The organism is Streptomyces sp. NPDC059649 (genome assembly GCF_042734445.1).
Taxonomy (GTDB): Bacteria; Actinomycetota; Actinomycetes; order Streptomycetales; family Streptomycetaceae; genus Streptomyces.
The window spans coordinates 1-20,897 of the sequence record NZ_JBHWDV010000049.1 but is presented as its reverse complement, the minus strand read 5'-3'; the positions used below and the strand labels follow the sequence as shown (position 1 = coordinate 20,897).

Here is a 20,897-nt window from a genome sequence, read left to right as displayed (position 1 = left end):
GCGGGGTGGGGCGGCCACGCGATGCGCACGCGTAGCCGCCCGTCGTAGGCGGGACCAACCGCCGCACGAGGGAATAACCACCCGCCCCGCAACGCTGCCCCCACCATGAGTGCGACAAGCAACAACTCCGGTACCCGCAGGGCCTTGGGCTCGCTGTCCGTCTCCCCGCTCTGCCTCGGGGGAAACGTCTTCGGCTGGACCGCTGACGAGGCCGAGTCGTTCGCGGTACTCGACGCGTACGTGGCGGGCGGCGGCAACTTCATCGACACCGCCGACGTGTACTCGGCCTGGGCGCCCGGCAACAAGGGCGGCGAGTCCGAGACCGTGCTCGGCAACTGGCTTGCCTCCCGCGGCAATCGCGAGGACATCGTCATCGCCACCAAGGTCGGCGCCCACCCCGACTACAAGGGCCTGTCCGCCGCCACCATCAAGTCCGCGGTCGAGGCGTCCCTCACCCGTCTCCGCACGGATTACCTCGACCTCTACTACACCCACTACGACGACGAGTCGGTGGAGGTCGGCGAGTTCCTGACCGCCCTGGACGACCTCGTCCGGGCCGGCAAGGTCCGCGAGATCGGCGCCTCCAACATCTCCGCGCGGCGCCTGGAGGAGTCCCTCGCCTTCTCCGACCGCGAGGGCGTGGCCCGTTACGTGGCCCTGCAGCCGCACTACAACCTGGTCTCCCGCGACACCTACGAGGGCGAACTCGCCGATGTGGCCGCCCGCAACGGCGTGGCCGCGGTCCCGTACTACGCCCTGGCCTCCGGCTTCCTGACCGGCAAGTACCGGCCGGGTGGCGCGGTCGACAGCGCCCGGTCCCAGAAGGCCGCGCAGTACCTGTCCACCGACCGCGGCCCCCGCGTCCTGGCGGCCCTCGACGCGATCGCCGCCGCCCACGGTGCCGAGCCCGCCACCGTCGCGCTGGCCTGGCTCGCCGCGCAGCCCACGGTCGCCGCCCCGATCGCCAGCGCCCGCACGACCGCCCAGCTCGTCCCCCTCCTGGCCGTCACCGACCTGACCCTCACCGCCCCCGAACTCACCCTCCTGACGGAGGCCTCGGCCTGACCTTCGCGGGGAGGGCCTGAAAAGGGGAGGAGCGGGGCCTGGGGGCCCCGCTCCTCCCTTACGCATGCCGTGACGCACGTACGCATGGCACCTCGCGCGTTGCGCTACCCCCGCCGGTCCACCACCGCCCAGGACGCCAGCGCCACCCCACCCGCCACCGCGAACACCGAAGGCCAGGCCCCGATCTTCTTGGCCAGCGGATGCGACCCCACAAACGCCGCCACATAGGCCCCACCCAACGCCGCCGCCGTCTTGGCCCCGGCCTTACGCTGCCACTCCCGCGCCGCCACCGCCCCCGCCGCAGCCAGCGCCACACCCCCCAACGGCCGCTTCTTGGTCCACCGAGCCACCCCATAACCCCCAACGAGCCCACTCGCCGCCACCACACTGCTCGGAACGCCGGCCATGCCCATTTCCTCCGTTTCGCAGGTCAGTTGTCCTCGACCTTACGTCCGGTGCCGTACGTTCCCGCCGCACGACGACTCGGGCGGCTGTGACGGACGGGCTTCGCCGGCTCCTCGCACGGCTCGGGTCACGTACTCGGCCACCTTTTCGGGACTCTCGTGCTCCCAGAAGCGCAGCACCGTCCATCCCGCCGCTTGGAGATGGGCGTTGGTCTCCGCGTCGCGGGCGACATTGCCCTCGAGCTTCGTGCGCCACCACTCGGCATTGGCCTTGGGGCTCGTGGCGTGTTCGGGGCAGCCGTGCCAGAAACAGCCGTCGAGGAACACCGCGATGCGCGGGCCGGGGAAGGCGATGTCGATCGTGCGACGGGCCATCCCGGGGACGCGGTGTTGCAGCCGGTAGCGCAGTCCTGCGGCGTACAGCAGCCGCCGGACTGCACGCTCCGGTTCGGTGTCCCGTCTGCCCTGACGGCTCATGCGTGCGGAGACACCGGCCGACGACGGAGAGACGGGTGGGCGTGTCATGGTCCCAGAATGGCCCACCAGCGGTCAGGAGAAGAAGCCGAGCCTCATTGCTTCCGGGCCGCCGCAGGGGGACGCGGAGGATCTTGGCAGCTACCGGGCGCGCCGGCGAGCCGGTCCCCGATTCGCCGTTGCGCCTCAGCACCGGTCGGCAGGCCGTGACAGGTGGCAGGGCGCGGCAGGATCGAGTCGGGCGGCGCCGGGGCCGGTGGGTCGCGGCTCGGAACCCTACGTCCGAGGGCGTGTGGAGTCGCCCGTGCACCGGCGGGTGGCGGCCGACCGGCCCTCGTTCGTGACGAGGCAATTCCGTCCCACGCTGTGCCAGGCATCGATCAACGCCGGCCGTCCCCACCTCTGGTAGTGCCGGACCCGTTGCAGCAGGTACTGCTCGCGGGTGGTGAAGTCCGGGTCGGGGCCGGTGAGGTGGGCGCGGCGGCGGTGGAAGGAGAGGGCGGTGGCGGCGGTGGTGTAGGCGGTGACGGCGCGGGCGGCGGCGGGGCCGTGGGTGCGGCGGGCGATGTCGCGGGCGAGGGCGCGGGTCTTGAGGGAGGAGAGGGCGTCCGGTTCGGCCGGGGTGAGCCAGCCGGCGGTGATGTAGGGGGCGAGGTAGCCGGGGAGGGAGAGGAGCTCCTGTTTGCGGGCCCAGACGGCCAGGTACGTCAGGGCGAGGAGGACCGGCACCATGAAGAGCCCGTAGACGAGGAGGAAGCCGATGTCGCCGAGGGAGGACGCGGCGTTCCAGATGGCGTGCAGGAGGACGGCGGTGAGCAGGCCGAGGACGACGAGGGCGATACGGGCTTTGCGGCGCCGGGGGTAGCGGGTGGCGGCTATGCCGAAGGCGAGGCCGGTGAGGATGGTGAAGAGGGGGTGGGCGAAGGGGGAGATGATGATCCGGACGAAGAAGGTGCCCACGGTGAGCGAGTCCAGACCGCTGTGGCCCATGGAGCGGTCCTCGCCGAAGGCGTTGCCCAGATAGACGATGTTCTCGGTGAAGGCGAAACCGGTGGCGGTGATGCCGGCGATGACGATGCCGTCCGTGATGCCGTCGAAGTCGCGCCGGCGGAAGCGGTAGAGGAGCAGTACGGCGGCGGCCTTCACGCTCTCCTCGACCACCGGGGCGATCGCCGTCGCGCCCCAGGTCTCGGCCTCGGAGGGGGACGCGGACGCGATGTTGGCGGCGAGCCAGTCGGTGGCGAAGCCGTTGGTGACCAGCGCCACCAGGGCCGCGGCACACGCCCCCCAGGCGAAGGCGAACGCGAGGTTCCGCCGGGGCTCGGGTTCTATCCGGTCGAGCCAGCGGAACGCCGCGAGCAGCAGCGGCACCGGGAAGACCGCGAGGCCCAGCCCGACGAGCAGGCCCTCGGTGCCGGTCTCCCGGCGGACCATCCCGACGATGATCACGCCGGAGAGCGCGAGCAGGGAGATCAGGGAGATCAGAGATATCAGGGGCATCAGGGCGGTGGCGCGGGTCGTACCGCGGCGCGTGCCGTCGGTCGCGCGGCGCCTCGTACCGCGGTTCGTATCGCGGTTCGTGCCGCGGTTCGTGCCGCGCCAGAGGGCTCTCCGGCGCGGTTGCGGCGGTGGCTGAACGGGCGGGTGCACCAGTCGACCGTAGCGAGCGGCGGCCGCCCTACGCGCCGCGGCGGCGGAACAGCAGGTCGCGGACGACGTGCCCCTTGTCCAGGCCCTGGCCCTCGAACTTGGTCAGTGGCCGGAAGTCGGGCCGCGGCGCGAAGCCGGGGTGGAGGTTCTCCAGCGTCGGTTCCGCGGAGAGCACCTCCAGCATCTGCTCGGCGTACGGCTCCCAGTCGGTCGCGCAGTGCACCAGCGCGCCGGGCGCGAGCCGGGTCGTCGCCAGGGCGACGAACTCCGGCTGGATCAGCCGGCGCTTGTGGTGGCGCTTCTTGGGCCAGGGGTCGGGGAAGTAGACGCGCAGCCCGGCGAGGGAGCCGGGAGCCAGCATTTCGCGCAGCAGGATGATCGCGTCGCCGTTGGCCACCCGGATGTTGGACAGGCCGTTCCGCTCCGCGAGACCGAGCAGATTTCCCTGGCCGGGGGTGTGTACGTCGCAGGCGAGGATGCCGGTGCCCGGGTCGGCGGCGGCCATCTGCGCCGTGGCCTCACCCATCCCGAAGCCGATCTCCAGGACGACCGGCAGGCCGTCGAAGAACGCGTCGAGGTCCAGCCGCGACAGCCCGTCGATGTCCAGGCCCCACGTCGGCCACAGCCGGCGCAGCGCATCGGCCTGCGACGGCGAGACCCGGCTGCGGCGGGGCTGGAACGACCGGATCCGCCGCTCGTGGTGCGACCCGGCGGGGTCGGCCGCGGGCCCGGTGCCGTCGGGGAACATCGGCTCGCCACGACGCGGCGCCGGCGCGCCACGCCGCCGGTCGGCCGTGGCCACGGCTTCCGGAGCGGCTGCTGCCACGGCGTCGGTCAGGGGGGCGGGGGAGGGGGTGCGGTTCTCGGACACAGTGGTTCGATTCTACGGGGGCGGAGTGCGGGCCCCGGAGCGCCGGAGCCAGGGGACGTCTCCCCGGTCTCGTCGAGAAGACACCGCCTCACGTCAGGCCGCCCCGAGCACGCCCAGCGTCCGACGGGCCACCTCGCGGCCGATGGGGAGGGAGGCGGTGGCGGCGGGCGACGGGGCGTTGAGGACGTGGATCATGCCGGGGGATTCGGAGAAGAGGAAGTCGTCGACGAGGGTGCCGTCGGGGAGGACGGCCTGGGCGCGGACGCCGGCCGGGCACGGGCGGAGGTCCTCCTCGCGGGCGGCGGGGAGGAGGCGGCGGACCGCGTCGGTGAAGGCCCGGCGGGAGAGGGAGCGGTGCAGCTCGCCGGCGCCGTAGCGCCAGTGGCGGCGGGCGATCCGCCAGGAGCCGGGGTAGGCGAGGGTGCCGGCCAGTTCGCCGGGGCGGACCGTGCGCCAGTCGTAGCCCTCGCGGGCCAGGGCGGGGACGGCGTTCGGGCCGATGTGGACGGCGCCGTCGACGCCGCGGGTGAGATGGACGCCGAGGAACGGGAAGGCGGGGTCGGGGACCGGGTAGACCAGGCCGCGGACCAGGGCGGCGCGCTCGGGGGTGAGGGTGAAGTACTCACCGCGGAAGGGGACGATCCGCATCCCGGGCGCATCGCCGGCCAGCCGGGCGATCCGGTCGCAGTGCAGCCCGGCGCAGTTGACCAGGGCGCGGGCGCGGTGGACCGTGCCGTCGGCCGTACGGACCGCCACCCGGCCGGGGCGGCGGCCGATCACCGTCACCTCGGCGCCGTAGACGATCCGGGCGCCGGCGTCCGTGGCGAGCGCGCCGAGCCGGGTGGCGACCGCGCCGAAGTCGCAGATGCCGGTGGTGCCGACATGGATGGCGGCCAGGCCGCGGACCTCCGGTTCGTACTCCGCTATCTGGGCCGGGCCCAGCTCGCGGACCGGCAGGCCGTGCTCGCGGCCGCGCTGGATCAGGCCGTGCAGCCGGGGCAGCTCGCTGCGGTCGGTGGCGACGATCAGCTTGCCGGTGACCTCATGCGGAATGTCGTGTTCGGTGCAGAATTTCACCATTTCCGCGGAGCCCTGGACGGCGAAGCGGGCCTTGAGCGAGCCGGGCGGGTAGTAGATGCCGCTGTGGATCACTCCGCTGTTGCGCCCGGTCTGATGGCGGGCCGGGCCCTGCTCCTTCTCCAGCACCACGACGCGCGTGCCCGGCGCGGCGCGCGTGATCGCATACGCCGTTGAGAGCCCGATGATGCCGGCACCGATCACCAGCACGTCGCAGTCGTACGACGACACTGCACCTCCCCAACCGCATGACCGCGGGCCCGACCGTCGCCGCGGGCCCGCACGCCATCCCGACGACGTATCCCATCATGACGGTCGGCACTGACAATCCCGTCGGCGTTCCCGTCGGGATTCCCGTCGGCAATCCGCTCGGCCGGCTGCTCGGCGGGCTGCGCGATGGGCTGCTCGGCGGGCTGCGCGATGGGCTGCTCGGCGGGCTGCGCGGGCGGCCCGGCGGCCGCCCCGGACCGCTACGCCGGCGCCGCCAGCAAGGGTCTCGCCCGTTCCCGCAGCTCCACGACCCGCGGCTCATCGCCGTACGGTTCGAGGCGGTGCAGCAGGTCGCGGACGTACTCCGTCGTACGCGCCGAGGAGATCCGGCCGGCCACCTCGACCGCGCGGGCGCCCGCCGCGCAGGCCGCGTCCAGATTGCCGGACTCCAGTTCGGCCACCGCGGACACCACCAGCCGCAGCCCGTGCGAGCGGACGAACTCCTCGGTCGGCCGGGACAGCGCCTGCTCGGTGAAGCGGCGCACCTGCCGGGGCAGCCGCAGGTCCCGGTAGCACTCGGCCGCGTCGGCCGCGAACCGCTCGTACGAGTAGAAGTCCAGCCACGACGGGTCGGGATCGCCGCCCCGGGAGCGCTCCAGCCAGCCCTCGGACGCCTTCAGCGCCACCTCGCAGGCGCGTGCCTCACCGGCCTTGGCCTGCGCCCGTGCCTCCACCAGGCGGAAGAAGCTCATGGTGCGGGCGGTGGCCAGACCGCGATTGCGTTCCAGGGCCGCCTGGGCGAGGTCGACGCCCTCGTCGGCGAACCCGCGGTACGTCGCCTGGAGGGACATCGAGGCGAGGACGTACCCACCGAGCGGGACGTCGGCGGCCGCGCGGGCGAGCCGCAGCGCCTGGATGTAGTAGCGCTGCGCGGCCTCCTGCTGCCCGGTGTCGAACGCCATCCACCCCGCGAGCCGGGTGAGCTCGGAGGTCGCCCCGAAGAGCGCCCGGCCCACCTCGTCGCTGTACGAGGCGAGCAGCAACGGCGCCGCGTCCACCCGGAGGCACTCCGGCACCATGGACGAACGCCAGTCCCCGCCGCCGTACTTGGAGTCCCAGCGGCGCGCGTCCTCCGCCGCCTCGCGCAGCTTGCTGACGTCGCTGTGGCCCACGTGCTGCGGGATCCCGGCGTCGCCGGCCGCCGCGGCGTCCTTGTCGCGCGCCTCGGCGGCCTCCCGGGCCACCGAGCTGTCGGCCGGGGATATCAGCCAGCGCGAGGCGGGCGTGGCGTACGCGCTCACCGCGAAGGATCCGGCCAGGCTCTGCCAGATGCCGCCACCGCCGGCCCGCCGCCCGGCCAGATCGAGACGGTAGAGCTCGGTCGCCGAGCGCACCGCGGCGCCCACATCGCGGGGGAAGGCCAGACCGACCTCGGGCGCCGGGTCCGCGTCGGCCAGCCCGATCTCGTGCAGCGGCACCGGCCGGCCCAGTTTGCTGCCGATCGCGGACGCGATCAGATGGGGCGCGGCGCCCTGCGGCACCATGCCCTTGGAGACCCACCGCGCCACCGACGTCTTGTCATAACGAAGCGTCAGCCCACGCTGCGCACCGAGGTCGTTGACCCGGCGGGCCAGTCCGGCGTTGCTGATACCCGCGAGGGCGAGAACGGTGCCGAGCTTTTCGTTCGGCCCGCGTATATCCCTGGACATGCGCACCCCTCGACACAGCGACAGCCGCCCCGCTACCCCGGGGCATGCATCCACCCAGAGTAGTTCGCCGGATCCCGACCGTTAAGGGCCGGTGTCCCGGATGGCGAGATTCATGTTCAGACAGGGGTGCGGGATCTGGCATGTGCTCCGGGTACGTGTGCCCGTGCGCCTGCCCGTGCGCGCTGGTCGCCCGACCACGGGAGCGCTTCCATGGCTGGTGCGTGGGTCGGCCCGCTGCACTGGATCCAGTGGGCTGGGGGACACCGTCACCTCATTCCCCGCGGGTGACGGTCCGGTCCGGGAGGCGTAGCCCGCCTCCCGGACCGTCGCACAGGTCGCCCGCCGTAGGAGCGTGCCGCCGGTTGACATGAGGTCCGTAGGTGTCAACTTCCCTGTGCGGTAAGGACTTTGGCTGAAAATCGACGGGCGATGGTTTCGCGCCGCGGCACTTTCGTGAGCGCCGGCGAGCATCGCTCGGACGCCTCGGGGGCCACACGGGGGGCCTACCGGGGGCGAGTTGACGCCACCGCAGATCAAGTGGCAATGCGGCATGTCCAGTTGGCGGGCTTGCGCAAGCGTGGCGCCGTACCGCACCGCGGGCGTGCCCGTCCACCGTATGTGTCCGTCGCTCGCCGTCCGCCGTGAACTGCCCGTATACGTCCCGCTCCGGCGTCTCCGCCGCGCCGTTGTCATGGCAGCATGGTCGCCACTACGGGCGGCAGCGCCGTCACAACGACTATGGCAGCTGCTACAGCTCGGCGACAGCTTGGCAATCCGCTGTACGGGGCGGCCGTTGGCCCCGGCGCGCGGGGAATTCGGGTGGAGGCGGCATGCGCTGGTTGGTGGGGTGGAGCAGTGCCGCCACGAGGCCGTCCGCCGCGGACCCGGAGGGTCTCGGGAGCCGCACCGTCCTCCCCGTGGGCGCGCACCTCCTCTGGGGCGACCCGGACCCCCTGTGGGCGGTCGGCGACTGGCGGCCGGACGAGGTCCGCGTCGTCCAGGCCGACCCCGAGACCCGGCTCGCCGTCTTCGGCATCTGCGGCGCCACCGACGACCAGCTGCGGGTCGGCCTGTACGCGGCGCGTGGGGGCGCACTGCGGCACCTCACCGCCTGGTCCGGCAGCTACACCGCGGTCGTCCAGATAGGACGGCGGATCACCGTCACCGGGGACCTGGCGGGCGCCCGCCCCGTCTTCCACACCCCGTGGGCGGGCGGCACCGCCTACGCCACCGCCGCCCTCCCGCTCGCCGACCTGATCGAGGCCAGCCTCGACATCGGCCACCTCGCCGCGCTGCTGGCCTGCCCCGACGCCCCCGAGGCGCTCGGCGCCGGCACCCCGTACGAGGGCGTCCGCCGGATCCCGCCCGGCCACGCCCTGATCCTGCGCGGCGGCGCCGGCGAGATCACCTCCTACGAGCCGACCGCCTCGCTCGCCGTCGCCGCGCCCCAACTCCCGCCGGAGCAGGCCGTGGACGGGGTCCGGGACGCGCTCGTCGAGGCCGTCCGCGCCCGGCTCGCGGTCCCCCGGCACGCCCCCGACCCGGACGGGCTCGACGGCCTCGACCCCGGCCCGGTGCCCGGTATGGGGCCCGCCGAGCGGCGCGCGGCACGTGGTGCGCCGGCCCCGGGCGTCGGCGCCGACCTCTCCGGAGGCAGCGCGTCCGGAACCCTCGCCCTGCTGGCCGCCGGTCTGCCCGGCCGCCCCGGACGCCTCAACGGCCAGGGCGAACGCCTGCTGGCCGTCACCTTCAACGACCGCGCCACCAACGGCGCGCGGGCCCACCACGACGCCGAACTGGAGCGCGCCCGCAGCATCGCCGACAACCCGCGGCTGCACCACGTCGTCGTCGCCGCCGGGGAAGAGGCCCTCCCGTATGCCGACCTCGAAAGCGGCCCGCTCACGGACGAGCCCGGGCCCTCCCTGACGGTGGCGAGCCGCCACCGGCGCCGCCTGCTGGCCGGCAGCGCGGACCACTTCGTCGGACACGGCGCCCGGCAGGTCCTCGACGCGCACCCCGCCCGGCTCGCCGACCTCCTGATGGACCGCCGCCGGCGCCATCTGCTGCGGCCGGTCACCGCGCTGGCGAAGGCCGACGGCCCGTCCGCCCAGTCCGTCCTGGTGCCGTTCACCGTCTACCGGGCCGCGCGACGGCTCGCCCGTACGCCGTACCCGGAGGGCATCACGGAGGCCGCGCGCCGCCTGTTGGAGCGGCAGTTCGCCGACGAACCGGTGACCGGCGGGGCGGTGGACGCCTCGCTGGCCGCGCTGACCTGGTGCCGTCCCGGGCCCGCGGCGCGCTGGCTGACGGGCGAGGCACTGGCCGAAGTATCGGTTCGCCTCAGCGAGGCGGCGGCCCGTACGGCCGCGGTCGGACGCCCCGGTGAGCGGCGGGCCCGTGCGGCGCTGGCCCGCCAGGCCGCCGACCACCGGGTCTTCGAGCAGGCCGCCGAGGTGCGCAGTCAGCGGCTGCACGCGCCCTTCCTCGACAACCAGGTGGTGCTCGCCTGCCGCGCCCTGCCGGACACGCTCCGGGTGCAGCCGGGGGCACGGGCCGCCGTACTGCGCTCCGTACTGGCCGGCGCGGGCGTCCGCGACCTGCCGCCCGGTTGGGGCGCGACCTCGCACATCACCCACGCCGCGGCGGTACGCGCCGGGCTGCGCGGTGCCGTCGGTGACCTGGTGCAGCTCTTCGACGCACCCCTGCTGGCCGACGCCGGCCTGATCGAAGCGCGGGTGGCCCGCACGGCCCTCCGGGCGGCGGCCGAGGGCGCCGCGCTCCCGTTGGACGGGCTGGCCGAACTCGTCGCCACGGAACTGTGGCTGCGCCGCCTGGTCGCCCGCCGCGGCAGCTGCTGGACGGGGGCGGAGGCGCCGCGCCAGAAGGCGGTCGCCGGCGGAGTGGTTCCGCGCGCCCGATTGTCCTGAGCGTGCGCCTGCGGCCGGCCCCGCCCACCGGGTCGTGCGCAGCCCCCTCGCCCCGCCCCCTGGGCGCGCGGCCTGTGTGCCGGGCTGGGCCGCGCATACGACCGCGGGGAGGACCTCATGCGCGCCGTGGGCGTACGCCTGAGCCGATTTGCGTACGCCTTTAGCCGGAGCCGCGTACGCCTCAGCCGGATCCCGCGTGCCGCCTCAGCCGATCCGCGTGCGCCTTCAGCCGGCTCCGCTTGAGCGATCCCGGTGCCCGATCCGCGTGCGGTCGCGCCGCCGGTGTCCTCAGCGGCAGCTGATGCCGCCTTCGCTGTCCTCAGCGGCAGTTGATGTCGGCCTCGGCCCAGTCGCCCAGGGCCACCGCGTCCAGTGGCGTCGCGGGGTCGACGACGAGGCGGAGGGTCCGGTGGCCGGTCAGCGGGACGTGGACCGGGACGGCGGACCGGCCGCCGTGGACCACCGCGGAGCGCCAGAGCCGCTCGCCGTCCGCGTACACGGAGAAGCGCAGGGCGCCGATCCCCATGCTGAGGTCGTCGACGCCCACCACGGCGTCGTAGGAGGTGCAGGGCCGGTTGAGGTCGATGAGGACCGACGACCCGGCGTGCATGGTCGCGCCGTGCGCATAGGTCGTCCCGGCGATCCTCGGCGACCGGCGCTGCCACAGCCAGCCGCTCCCCAGGGTGCGCACCTCCGGTTTGCTGCCGTCACCCATGAAGTCGTGGTCGAGCGCGGCGAGTTGGTACGGGGTCGGGGCGGGCCGCGGTGGCTCCGGGCGGGGCCGGGACGGCTCGGGGGTGGGCGCCGGAGGGGAGGTCGGAGGGGTGGCCGGAGGCGTGGTCGGTGACGGCGGGTGGGTGGCCGTCGTCGGGGCGGGCGCCGGCCGGGACGGGGCCGGGTGGGCGGACCGGGAGGGCGACGGGGTCGGCCGGGCGGTCGGGGCCGCGCCGGCCGCCGGTGGCAGCGGCTTCGCCGGGGCGGGCGACGGATGGCGCGGCGCGGCCGGGGCCGGCCGGTGCGGCGCGGCCCGCGGGTGCGGCGCCGGTGTGGGGTCGCCGCCGGCCAGCGCGAGCGTGAGGGTCACCCCGGCCACGACCACCCCGACCCCGATGCCGACCTTGACCGGCGCACCGAGTCCCTCACCGGCGAGGCCGCCGCCCGCGCTGCTGGCGCCGCCTGCCGTACCGGAACCGCCCGCGCTGCTCGCGCTGCCTGCCGTACCGGAACCGCCCGCGCTGCCTGCCGTACTGGAACCGCCCGCGCTGCTGGCGCTGCCTGCCGTACTGGAACCGCCCGTGGCCGCGGCGGCCGCACCGGTCCCGGCCGCACCCGCGACCCCGGCCACCGCGGCGGCCGTCTTCACGGCGTACGAGGCGGCGAACCAGCCGATGACCGCCACCGGCAGCAGCGCCCCGATCCGCTCGTTGACGTGCTCGACCTCCAGCGCCGCGGTACGGCACCGCGCACAGCCGTCCAGATGCCGGCGCAGGCCCCGCTCGGCCCGCATCCGCAGCCCGCCGCGGGCGTATGCGCCGAGCCGGTCGGCGTACCGCGCGCAGTCCCCGCCGGCGGTCAGCGACTGGCTGACGTGGGCCTGCAGGTACGCCTGCTTGAGGCCCTCGCGGGCACGGTGCGCCAATACGGCGGTGGCGTTCGCGGTCAGCCCCAGCAGCGGGGCGACCTCGCTCGGCGACTCGTCCTCGACCGTGGTGTGCCACAGCACCGTCTGATAGCGCTCCGGAAGGCTGCGGAACGCCCGCACGGCCATCGACTGCTCGGCCTCGTGCATGGCGTGCACGTCCGCACCCAGCTCCAGGGTGTCGTCGTCCAGCGCCGCACCGGCCGCGGAGAGCGCGAACACCGCGAAGTCCTCGACCAGTTGCTCGCGCCGCGCGGTCTTCGCCCACGAGGCGGCGACCCGGCGGACGGTCGTCAGTAGATACGCGCGCACCGCGGTCCTCGGGCCCGCACCGCCGCGCACCGCCTGCAGAGTCCGGGCGAAGACCTCACCGGTCAGATCCTCGGCGGTGTGCTCGTCCCGGCAGCAGTGCCGGGCGTAGCGCCGGACCGCGTCGGCGTGCCGGCGGTACATCTCCTCGTACGCGCCGTCGTCACCGGCCCGCATCCCGGCGATCAACTGGTCGTCCGACGGCGGGAGTTGACCCCCTTCCCGAGACCCTCGCGCGGTGGCCGGGACGCCCTCGGGATGCGCGGTGGCCGGGGCGCCTTCAGGGCGCGTGGTGGCCGGGACGCCTTCGAGACGCGTGGTGGCCGGGACGCCCTCAGGACCGCCTTGCGGCGTCGCCCGGCTCGAACCGTCGCGCTGCGGCGGCACGCTCGGGCCTTCGCCCGCGGGACCGCCGGCGCGGGCATGCCGACCGGTCGGCCCGCCCGCCCGGGGTGTGGCCCCCAACGGACCGGCCTGTCCAGGCACCTGAGGGGACGGCGACGTACCGGATCCGCCCGGCCCGGTCCCGCCGTCGCGTTGCTCGTCCCGCCCGTCAACACCCATCGCCGAGGCCCCCGAAGCCGCCGTGACACCCGAATACCGCGCAAGCGTGCCACATCGGGCGCCGGCACCTCAGGGCCTCGTCCGTCAACCACTCATCCGAGGAGAGCGCCCGCCCGCCCGCACGGTCGTTCACCCGTACGGGCCATATGGCGCAATCGGGTCATACGGCGCGGCAAACCCGTATGGGCCACATCCCACACGCGGGCCGAGGCCACCGTGCGTACGGCGGAACCACTCCCGGTGGTCCGGCCCCGCCGTCTCCCGCACCCCGGGAGACGGCACACCGGGCCGGACCGCGAACACGCCGGGATCGGACCGCCCACATCACAGGACCGGACCGGCTACTCCACCGGGCCGGACCATCAACGTCACCGGGCCGGACCGCCCACATCACCGGGCCGGACCACCAACGTCACCGGGCCGGACCGTCAACACGCCAGGACCGGACCATCAACATCACCGGGAGCGGACCGGAGCGCACCCCTCACCTCACCGTGCCGGCCGCGGGCGCAGTCCCTCCAGCAGGATCTCCAACAGCCGCGCGGAGGCGGCCTGCTGCTGACCGGGGTCGGGCAGCGCGGGCGCGCCCGTGGCGATCACCAGCAGGACGTCCGAGACCGTCACGTCGGGCCGCAGCTCACCGGCCGCCCGGGCGCGCTCCACGAGCCGTCCGACGACCTCCAGCAGCGCCTCCGCGCCGTTCGTCACCTCGACCGGTGCGGGCGCCGGCTCGGCCGCCAGCTCGGCCACCGGCTCGGTCGCCGGGCCGTCCTCGGGCCCGCCGTGCCGCTCGACCAGCCGCAGATCGCCCGGCCCGCCGTCCGGACCGGGCGCCATCCGCTGCTGCGGTACCCGGGCCCCGCCGAGGCCGTCCGTCGCCGCGTCCGCCCGGTCAGCCTCCGCGCTCACCCGCAGGATTCCCGGCGGCAGCAGCCGTCCGGCACCCGAGGCGACCGACGTCCGCAGGAAGCGGGACAGCGCCGACCACGGGTCGTCCTCCTGCCCCAGCGCCGCCCGCGCCTGGTCCGTCAGCCGGGAGGTCTCCTCCTCGGCTATCCGGCGGACCAGGACGTCCTTGCTCGGGAACCGGCGGTAGACCGTGCCGACCCCGACCCGGGCGCGCCGCGCCACGTCCTCCATGGGCGCGCCGTAGCCCAGCTCGCCGAAGACCTCGCGCGCGGCCCGCAGTACGTGTTCCAGATTGCGCTGGGCGTCCACCCGCAGCGGTGTGGTCCGTCCGCCCGCGCCCGTATGGGCACCGACGGTGCCGCCGCCCCCGTTGTGATGGCCGCCGTTGCCGTGCGCGCCACCGTTGCCGTTGCCGCCGTCGGTGGTGTGTGCCATGGCGACAGCTGTCGGCCATTGAGAGCTCTGAATGGTCATAGTGATCCCCCGGTAATGACGTCTCCCCCCGGAGACTCCCCGCCCTGACTGCCGGGACGCACCGACGAAAGGGTGCACCCCAGCGAGATACGAACATAGTTGAGCCCGGGTCAAGATTGAAGGGGGCCTTCCGCACGGTGCGCCCCCCGATCGGCCCAACGGCCTGATCCGCCCGGATTACGCCCCCGTACGCTTTCCGCCACCCGCCCGCTGACCAGCGCAGCTGGCCCCGCCGGCCCGGAAAGCGCGGCTCCGTCCCCAGGGCAGCGCTTGGTCATACATTTCGACGGGCCTGTGGACAAAGGCGCTGCGGCGGTGCGTCATGGAACAGTGCTGCGCTTTCCCGGGAGCGTGGCACCCGAGGGTGGGCGCGCTGCCGGCCGGCCACCGGATCGGCGCCGCCCCGGGCCCGGTCGACACCGCGAGGAGAACCCTGTGAAGGCTGTGTCTTCGAACAACGTGGCCCGCATTCTCGTCGTCGGCGGTGGTTACGTGGGCATGTACACCGCCCTCCACCTGCAGCGGAAACTCAAGCAGCAGCTGCGGGAGGGCTCCATCGAGGTGATCGTGGTCGATCCCGATCCGTATATGACGTACCAGCCGTTCCTGCCCGAGGCCGCGGCCGGTTCCATCTCCCCGCGCCACGTCGTCGTCCCCCTGCGCCGCGTGCTGCCGCAGTGCACCGTGGTCGTCGGCGAGGTCACCGACATCAACCACGACGAACGCCGGGCGACGATCGCCACCCTGGCGGCGGAGGAGACCGGCAACGGCGCCATCGAGGTGGTCTACGACGAGCTGGTTCTGGCCCCCGGCTCGGTCTCCCGCACCCTGCCCGTTCCGGGCCTGGCCGAATTCGGCATCGGCTTCAAGACCGTCGAAGAGGCCATCGGGCTGCGCAACCACGTCCTCGGACAGCTCGACATCGCCTCCTCCACCCGCGACCCGGCGATCCGCGACGCCGCGCTGACCTTCGTCTTCGTCGGCGGCGGCTACGCGGGCGTGGAGGCCCTCGCCGAACTGGAGGACATGGCCCGCTACGCCGTCCGCTACTACCACAACATCAAGCCCGAGGACATGAAGTGGATCCTGGTCGAGGCGACCGGCCGGATCCTGCCCGAAGTGGGCCCGGACATGGGCCGCTACGCCGTACGGGAGCTGCGCGGCCGCAACATCGACGTACGGCTGGAGACCCGCCTGGACTCCTGCGAGAAGCGCGTCGCCCAACTCAGCGACGGCTCCCGCTTCCCCACCAGAACGCTGGTGTGGACCGCCGGCGTCAAACCGCACCCCATCCTGGCCGCGACCGACCTGCCGCTGACCGATCACGGCCGCCTCAAGTGCACCGCCACGCTCCGGGTGGACGGCGTGGAACACGTCTGGTCGGCGGGTGACGCCGCGGCGGTCCCCGACCTGACGGCCGAACCGCCCGCCAAACCCGACGAGCCCCGCCCCCTGTGCGCGCCCAACGCCCAGCACGCCCTCCGGCAGTCCAAGGTGCTCGCCGAGAACGTCGCGGCGACGGTGTGCGGCGGCACCGTCCAGGACTACCGGCACAAGTACGCCGGCTCGGTGGCCTCGCTCGGCCTGCACAAGGGCGTCGCGCACGTCTACGGCCGCAAGCTGCGCGGCTACCCCGCCTGGCTCATGCACCGCGCGTACCACCTCGGACGGGTGCCGACCTTCAACCGAAAGGCCCGCATCCTGGCCGAATGGACCCTCGCCGGCCTGTTCAAACGCGAGATCGTCTCGCTGGGCTCGCTGGAGAACCCGCGCGCCGAGTTCGAACTCGCCGCCGGCACCGGCCGGCACAACGAAGCCAGCTGACGCGCCGTGGGGACAGGAATTTTGACGTGACGTCAGCCCTGGACCGGCCGGTGGTTGCGGAGTCCGGAACTCCATACCGGCCGCCGGGCGTCTGACGGATGTCCGTCCGGTCGGCCACACTGGACGTGTGACCATGGGTGGGCTCGTATCTGCAAAGAGTGACAACTACGAGGATTCTGGACGTTTGCTGCATTCCGCAAAAGGGTGCCGAGAGTGCCCCCAGCCGACCCTCCCCCGGCCCGGCGCCGGGAGGTCCCGCCATGCCGACGGCCCGATCCCGCGCGACGACGCGAAGTAAGAGGTACCCCTCCGTGATCTTCACGCGCTGGAGCGCCAAACTCCCCGGCACACAGCGGCGCGCCGCCGCGCGGTCCGACCGCGCCGCCGCCCGCCCCGCCGGCACACCGGCCACCCCGCCCACCGCGGCCCCGGAGCCCACCGGACCGACCGCGGACGGCACCCCGGCCGCCCTGACGGCCGCCACCACCACCGGCTCCGTCCCCGCCGCCCGCGCCGAACGCCCCGACCCGGCGTCCGCCCAGGAAGCCGCGCCCGTGACCCTGTCGCCCACCGTCGACGCGCTCTCCGTCCACGACATCCTCGGCACCATCCCCGCCCTGGTCGCCGTCGTCTACGGCCCTGAGCACCTCCTCGCCTACGTCAACGGCGCCTACGCCTCCGTCTTCGGCCCCCGTCCGGCCGGCCAGACCGCCCGCGAGGCCCTCCCCGAACTGGACGCGCTCGGCCTGCTCCCCCTGATGGACCAGGTCCTGCGCAGCGGCAAGCCCCGTACCGTCAAGTCCCGCAAGGTCCCCGGCGGCGCCGGCGGCGACCGCTCCCGCGACGGCTACTACACCTTCACCTGCACCCCCATCGAGGTCGCCGCCAGCGGCCCGGCGCCCGACCCCGAGGTCGCCTGCGTCGCCCCGCACAAGGGCGTCCTCGTCTTCGGCGCCGACGTCACCGACCAGGTCGAGTCCGCCGAACGACTGCGCGCCAGCGAGGCCCGCCAGCGCGAGGCCGCGGTCACCCTCCAGCGCTCCCTGCTCCCCCAGGAACTGGAGCAGCCCGACGACCTCCGGGTCGCCGCGACGTACCAGCCCGGCGGCACCGACGCCGCGGTCGGCGGCGACTGGTACGACGTCATCACCCTCGGCGCCGGCCGCACCGCCCTGGTCATCGGCGACGTCATGGGCCGCGGTGTGCGCGCCGCCGCCGTCATGGGGCAGCTGCGCACCGCCGTCCGCGCCTACGCCCGCCTCGACCTCCCGCCCCACGAGGTCCTGCAGCTCCTGGACGGCCTGGCCGCCGAGATCGACGCCAACCAGATCGCCACCTGCGTCTACGCCGTCCACGACCCCAACGAGGGCCGCCTGGTCTACGCCTCCGCCGGCCACCTGCCCATCCTGGTCCGCGACCCGGACGGCACGGTCCGCCGCGCCGCCGAGCCCACCGGACCGCCCCTGGGCACCGGCGGCTGGCTGCACACCTCCGGGTCCGTCACCCTCGGCCCCGGCAGCAGCGCCGTCCTCTACACCGACGGCCTGGTCGAGCGCCGCGACAAGGACATCGACGACGGCGTCGACGCCCTGGAACGCGCCTTCGCCGGCGCCGCCGGCCCGCCCGACATCGTCTGCGACCGCCTGCTCCGCTCCCTGGGCATCACGGCCACCCATGACGACGACGTCGCCATCCTCGTCCTCCAGCACCCCGAGCGCACCGGCCACGACGCCGAGCTCTTCCACAACGCCGCCCTGGAACTCCACGGCGGCACCGAAGCGGCCCCGCGCGCCCGCGCCTTCGCCTCCGGCGTGCTCGCCTCCTGGCGCTTCTCACCGGAGCTGCACGACCTCGGCGTCCTGGCGGCCAGCGAACTGGTGGCCAACTCCCTCCAGCACGGCACACCCCCGATGCGCCTCCGCCTGCGCCGTACGGACCGCCGGCTGATCGTCGAGGTCACCGACGGGGACGACCACCTCCCGCGCCGCCGCCGCGCCGAACCGGCCGACGAGGCCGGCCGCGGCATCTCGATCGTCGCCACCATCGCCTCGTCCTGGGGCTCCCGCCGGACACCGGGCGGCGGCAAGGCGGTCTGGTGCGAGTTCGCCCTGCCCGGGAGCTGATCCGCCCGCGCGGCGGAACGGACCTCCCGGCGGAGCGCCTGAACGGCTGCCGTGAACGGGCCGCCCGCAAACGGCAGTCGGCCGCGGCCCCCACGGGACCGCGGCCGACGGGCACATAGAGGACCTCAGGCCCCGCAGACCACCGACTCCGCCTCGGCCGGCACCCGCGCCGCGGGCACCACCGCGGCCGGCGCCACCCGGTGCGGGTTGTCCTGCCAGGGCCGCAGCATCCGGCCCACCCGCAACGACAGCGCGGTGATCCCCAGCGCGCACACCACCAGCATCACGATGTACGCGGCATACAGGCCATGCCCCACCATCAGGGCACCGACCGCCGGACCGACCGCCAGCGCCAGCTGCTTGACCAGCGCGAACGCCGAGTTGTACTGGCCGATCAGCGAAGCCGGCGCCAGATCCGCCACCAGCGGCGCCACCGTGGGCGACAGCATCGACTCACCGATGCCGAACAGCGCGTACGTCGAGATCAACAGCGTCGTCGCCACCGCCTGCGCGCCGTGCACCAGCCCGGACAGCCCGGCGGCCAGCCAGGCCACCGTCCAGACCATGCCGACCAGCGCCATCACCCGGCTGCGCCGCCGCCGCTCGACCAGCTTGAGCACCACGAACTGCGCCGCCACGATCGCCGCCGTATTGGCCGCGAGCGCGATGCCCAGGCTGGCCGGCGGTATTCGGGTCACCTCGGTCGCATACGCGGCCAGCCCCGACTCGAACTGCCCGTAGCAGGCGAAGAACAGCACGAACCCCAGCAGGCAGACCGACATCATCCGCCGGTCGGCCAACAGCGCCCGCCAGGCACCCGCGGGCCGCTCCTCGCTCGGCACCGCGTCCTCGACCTTCGGCACCCGCGGCAGCCGTACGGTGGCCACCGCCGCGCCGAGCACCAGGAACATCACGGCCTCGATGGCGAACAGCCGCACGAAGCTCGCCGCATGCGACTCGTCCACGAGCAGGCCGCCCACGAGGCCGCCGACGCCCAGGCCCAGGTTGTTCAGGAAGAACTGGGTGGCGAACGCCCGCGACCTGGTCACCGTCGTCGAGCACCACACGATCATCGTCGCCAGGGCCGGCTGGATCACCGCTATACCGGCGCCCAGCGCGGCCGCCGAGGCGATGACCAGCGGTTCGGTCGACGACAGGCCGAGCCCCAGGGAGCCGGCCGCGGCGGAGACCGTACCGACGATGGCCACCGGCAGGGGGCCGCGGCGGTCGATCGCCCGACCGGTCAGCGGCAGCACGGCCAGCGCGGCCACGGCCAGCATCGCCAGCACGACACCGGCCGTACTGGCACCAAGGTCGCGCACCTTCGCCACATAGACGTACAGATACGGAACCGTGAAGCCGTTACCGAACGCGCTCAGCGCGTTCCCCAGCTGGATCCGGCGCAGCGCGGCGCCCATCGCGGTGGTCACACTCACCTACCTAGGTCAAGTCATCAGACGACATAAGGGACAGTCGAAGGAGCTGGACAGACACCAGGGCGAGACCCGCGAACCGGAAGGTTGACTTCCGGACGGTCTCACCCTGAAGACTTCAGCACTAAACTTCGAAGCTAAAGAGTACACGGAGAAGTACTTCAACGCCAATCACTTTCATGTCATACTGCGCCGCATGCCTGAGCCCTCCGATGCGGCCGCGGACGCAGCCGAGCCGTCCCTTGAGGAACAGATCGCGGCCTACCAGCGCGAATTCCAGGACCTCGACCCCCAGGTCGAGCAGGTCGTCTCCGCCCTCCAGCGCCTCAACCGCCGGATGAACGTCGCCTACGGGCGGCAGACCGCGACCCTCGGCATGAGCAACGCCGAATGGGAGGTCCTCAAGGCCCTCGTCGTCTCCGGTGCCCCCTACCGGATGGGCCCCGGCGAACTCGCCAAGCACCTCGGCCTGACGCCGGCCGCGATGACCCACCGCATCGACCGGATGGCGAACGAAGGACTGGTCACCCGCGAACGCGACGAGACCAACCGCGTCCGCGTCATCGTCGAACTGACCCACGAGGGCCGCGAGAAGTGGCTCGCCGCGATGCGCATGGCCTCGGTCTTCGAGGAGGACCTCCTCCAGGACCTCTCCAGTGAGGAGCGTCAACTCCTCGGCCAGGTCCTCACCCGCCTGCTGCGCCGGGTGGAGGAAACCCAGCCGGACGCCGGCGGACGCCTCACCGACCTCGACTGATGAGCGCCCCACCCACGCGAGTTGACACCGGTCACCCCGATCTGTAGTGTCCTCCGAGTTGCCACAGCGCCGGAACGGTTCTGCGGTAGCCCTTCCGCCGCCTCGCGGCACACCACTACTGCACGGCCCCTCACCGGGAACAATTTCGGCATGCCGAAATTCGGACCGCGACGCGATTATGCGTCGACGAGGAATTCCGCTAACGTAGTGAACACGCCGAAAGGCGCGGCAAAACCCCCTCCGACGGGGAATCGGAAACGAATTCGGACCGGCAACGGAACGAACAAGATCTGATAGAGTCGGAAAGGCCGAAAAGCGAAAGCGAAGCGGCCGAGCCCGCTCCCACGGGGCGCCGGAGACGGAAACGGATCTGGTAAGGTGGGAACCGCGAAGAAGCCGAAAGGCCGAAACGCACCGGCGAAAATCAGGACCGCGAGGATCTGATAGAGTCGGAAACGCAAGACCGAAGGGAAGCGCC

15 protein-coding genes are annotated in these 20,897 nt (G+C 73.6%); 5 read left to right on the top strand and 10 right to left on the bottom strand.

The features are described 5' to 3' along the window. The first annotated feature begins 105 nt into the window (after positions 1-105). Positions 106-1,065 (top strand): aldo/keto reductase, encoded by a 960-nt coding sequence (locus ACFV1J_RS33170; RefSeq protein WP_385864380.1) that lies wholly within the window; start codon positions 106-108, stop codon positions 1,063-1,065. Between the two features lie 104 nt (positions 1,066-1,169). Here the strand turns inward: ACFV1J_RS33170 and ACFV1J_RS33165 are convergent, their stop codons facing one another. The 6 genes from ACFV1J_RS33165 to ACFV1J_RS33140 all read right to left on the bottom strand — a co-directional run bounded on the left by ACFV1J_RS33165 (position 1,170) and on the right by ACFV1J_RS33140 (position 7,460). Continuing rightward, the gene (locus tag ACFV1J_RS33165; RefSeq protein ID WP_385864378.1) at positions 1,170-1,472 is read right to left on the bottom strand and encodes a hypothetical protein; all 303 of its coding nucleotides are present in this window, start codon (positions 1,470-1,472) and stop codon (positions 1,170-1,172) included. A 39-nt stretch (positions 1,473-1,511) separates the two neighbouring features. Next, positions 1,512-1,994 carry a very short patch repair endonuclease gene (locus tag ACFV1J_RS33160; protein ID WP_385864376.1) on the bottom strand — a complete coding sequence of 161 codons (483 nt, stop codon included), beginning with the start codon at positions 1,992-1,994 and terminating at the stop codon, positions 1,512-1,514. Positions 1,995-2,219: 225 nt separating this feature from the next. Further along, positions 2,220-3,443, bottom strand: coding sequence for a PrsW family intramembrane metalloprotease (locus ACFV1J_RS33155; protein WP_385864374.1), 1,224 nt, complete (start codon positions 3,441-3,443; stop codon positions 2,220-2,222). Between the two features lie 178 nt (positions 3,444-3,621). Next, positions 3,622-4,464, bottom strand: coding sequence for a tRNA (guanosine(46)-N7)-methyltransferase TrmB (gene trmB, locus ACFV1J_RS33150; protein WP_385864373.1), 843 nt, complete (start codon positions 4,462-4,464; stop codon positions 3,622-3,624). A 93-nt stretch (positions 4,465-4,557) separates the two neighbouring features. Continuing rightward, the gene (lhgO, locus tag ACFV1J_RS33145; protein WP_385864371.1) at positions 4,558-5,772 is read right to left on the bottom strand and encodes an L-2-hydroxyglutarate oxidase; all 1,215 of its coding nucleotides are present in this window, start codon (positions 5,770-5,772) and stop codon (positions 4,558-4,560) included. A 239-nt stretch (positions 5,773-6,011) separates the two neighbouring features. Further along, positions 6,012-7,460, bottom strand: coding sequence for a hypothetical protein (locus ACFV1J_RS33140; protein ID WP_030811648.1), 1,449 nt, complete (start codon positions 7,458-7,460; stop codon positions 6,012-6,014). An 830-nt stretch (positions 7,461-8,290) separates the two neighbouring features. Here ACFV1J_RS33140 and ACFV1J_RS33135 point away from each other — a divergent pair. Beyond that, complete coding sequence (locus tag ACFV1J_RS33135; RefSeq protein ID WP_385864369.1) at positions 8,291-10,387, top strand: asparagine synthase-related protein; 2,097 nt, start codon at positions 8,291-8,293, stop codon at positions 10,385-10,387. 319 nt (positions 10,388-10,706) lie between these two features. On the opposite strand, the gene ACFV1J_RS33130 is transcribed toward ACFV1J_RS33135, so the two are convergent. Further along, the gene (locus ACFV1J_RS33130; protein WP_385864366.1) at positions 10,707-12,899 is read right to left on the bottom strand and encodes a sigma-70 family RNA polymerase sigma factor; all 2,193 of its coding nucleotides are present in this window, start codon (positions 12,897-12,899) and stop codon (positions 10,707-10,709) included. Between the two features lie 489 nt (positions 12,900-13,388). Further along, positions 13,389-14,282 (bottom strand): TetR/AcrR family transcriptional regulator, encoded by an 894-nt coding sequence (locus ACFV1J_RS33125; RefSeq protein ID WP_385864364.1) that lies wholly within the window; start codon positions 14,280-14,282, stop codon positions 13,389-13,391. 444 nt (positions 14,283-14,726) lie between these two features. Between ACFV1J_RS33125 and ACFV1J_RS33120 the strand changes: the two genes are divergently transcribed. Together ACFV1J_RS33120 and ACFV1J_RS33115 are read left to right on the top strand one after the other, a co-directional pair. Beyond that, positions 14,727-16,106 carry an NAD(P)/FAD-dependent oxidoreductase gene (locus ACFV1J_RS33120; RefSeq protein ID WP_385864418.1) on the top strand — a complete coding sequence of 460 codons (1,380 nt, stop codon included), beginning with the start codon at positions 14,727-14,729 and terminating at the stop codon, positions 16,104-16,106. Positions 16,107-16,417: 311 nt separating this feature from the next. Continuing rightward, positions 16,418-18,229, top strand: a complete 1,812-nt coding sequence (locus ACFV1J_RS33115) for a SpoIIE family protein phosphatase (RefSeq protein WP_385864363.1) — start codon at positions 16,418-16,420, stop codon at positions 18,227-18,229. Positions 18,230-18,354: 125 nt separating this feature from the next. Here ACFV1J_RS33115 and ACFV1J_RS33110 read toward each other — a convergent pair whose 3' ends face one another. Then, on the bottom strand, positions 18,355-19,659 hold the full coding sequence (locus ACFV1J_RS33110; RefSeq protein WP_385864416.1) for an MFS transporter: 1,305 nt from the start codon (positions 19,657-19,659) through the stop codon (positions 18,355-18,357). A gap of 199 nt (positions 19,660-19,858) precedes the next feature. On the opposite strand from ACFV1J_RS33110, the gene ACFV1J_RS33105 reads away from it, so the two are divergent. Next, positions 19,859-20,419: a MarR family winged helix-turn-helix transcriptional regulator gene (locus ACFV1J_RS33105; protein ID WP_385864361.1), complete on the top strand. Its 561-nt coding sequence runs from the start codon at positions 19,859-19,861 to the stop codon at positions 20,417-20,419. A gap of 176 nt (positions 20,420-20,595) precedes the next feature. Here the strand turns inward: ACFV1J_RS33105 and ACFV1J_RS33100 are convergent. Then, positions 20,596-20,897: hypothetical protein (locus ACFV1J_RS33100; RefSeq protein ID WP_385864359.1), on the bottom strand; the 302-nt coding region annotated here is incomplete at its 5' end.

Bases quoted from the DNA above. Each gene is read 5' to 3' on its own strand.
- ACFV1J_RS33135 (WP_385864369.1), top strand. From the start codon at position 8,291: ATGCGCTGGTTGGTGGGGTGGAGCAGTGCCGCCACGAGGCCGTCCGCC.
- ACFV1J_RS33105 (WP_385864361.1), top strand. From the start codon at position 19,859: ATGCCTGAGCCCTCCGATGCGGCCGCGGACGCAGCCGAGCCGTCCCTT.
- ACFV1J_RS33155 (WP_385864374.1), bottom strand. From the start codon at position 3,443: ATGCCCCTGATATCTCTGATCTCCCTGATCTCCCTGCTCGCGCTCTCC.
- ACFV1J_RS33170 (WP_385864380.1), top strand. From the start codon at position 106: ATGAGTGCGACAAGCAACAACTCCGGTACCCGCAGGGCCTTGGGCTCG.
- ACFV1J_RS33125 (WP_385864364.1), bottom strand. From the start codon at position 14,282: ATGACCATTCAGAGCTCTCAATGGCCGACAGCTGTCGCCATGGCACAC.
- ACFV1J_RS33165 (WP_385864378.1), bottom strand. From the start codon at position 1,472: ATGGCCGGCGTTCCGAGCAGTGTGGTGGCGGCGAGTGGGCTCGTTGGG.
- ACFV1J_RS33160 (WP_385864376.1), bottom strand. From the start codon at position 1,994: ATGACACGCCCACCCGTCTCTCCGTCGTCGGCCGGTGTCTCCGCACGC.
- ACFV1J_RS33140 (WP_030811648.1), bottom strand. From the start codon at position 7,460: ATGTCCAGGGATATACGCGGGCCGAACGAAAAGCTCGGCACCGTTCTC.
- ACFV1J_RS33130 (WP_385864366.1), bottom strand. From the start codon at position 12,899: ATGGGTGTTGACGGGCGGGACGAGCAACGCGACGGCGGGACCGGGCCG.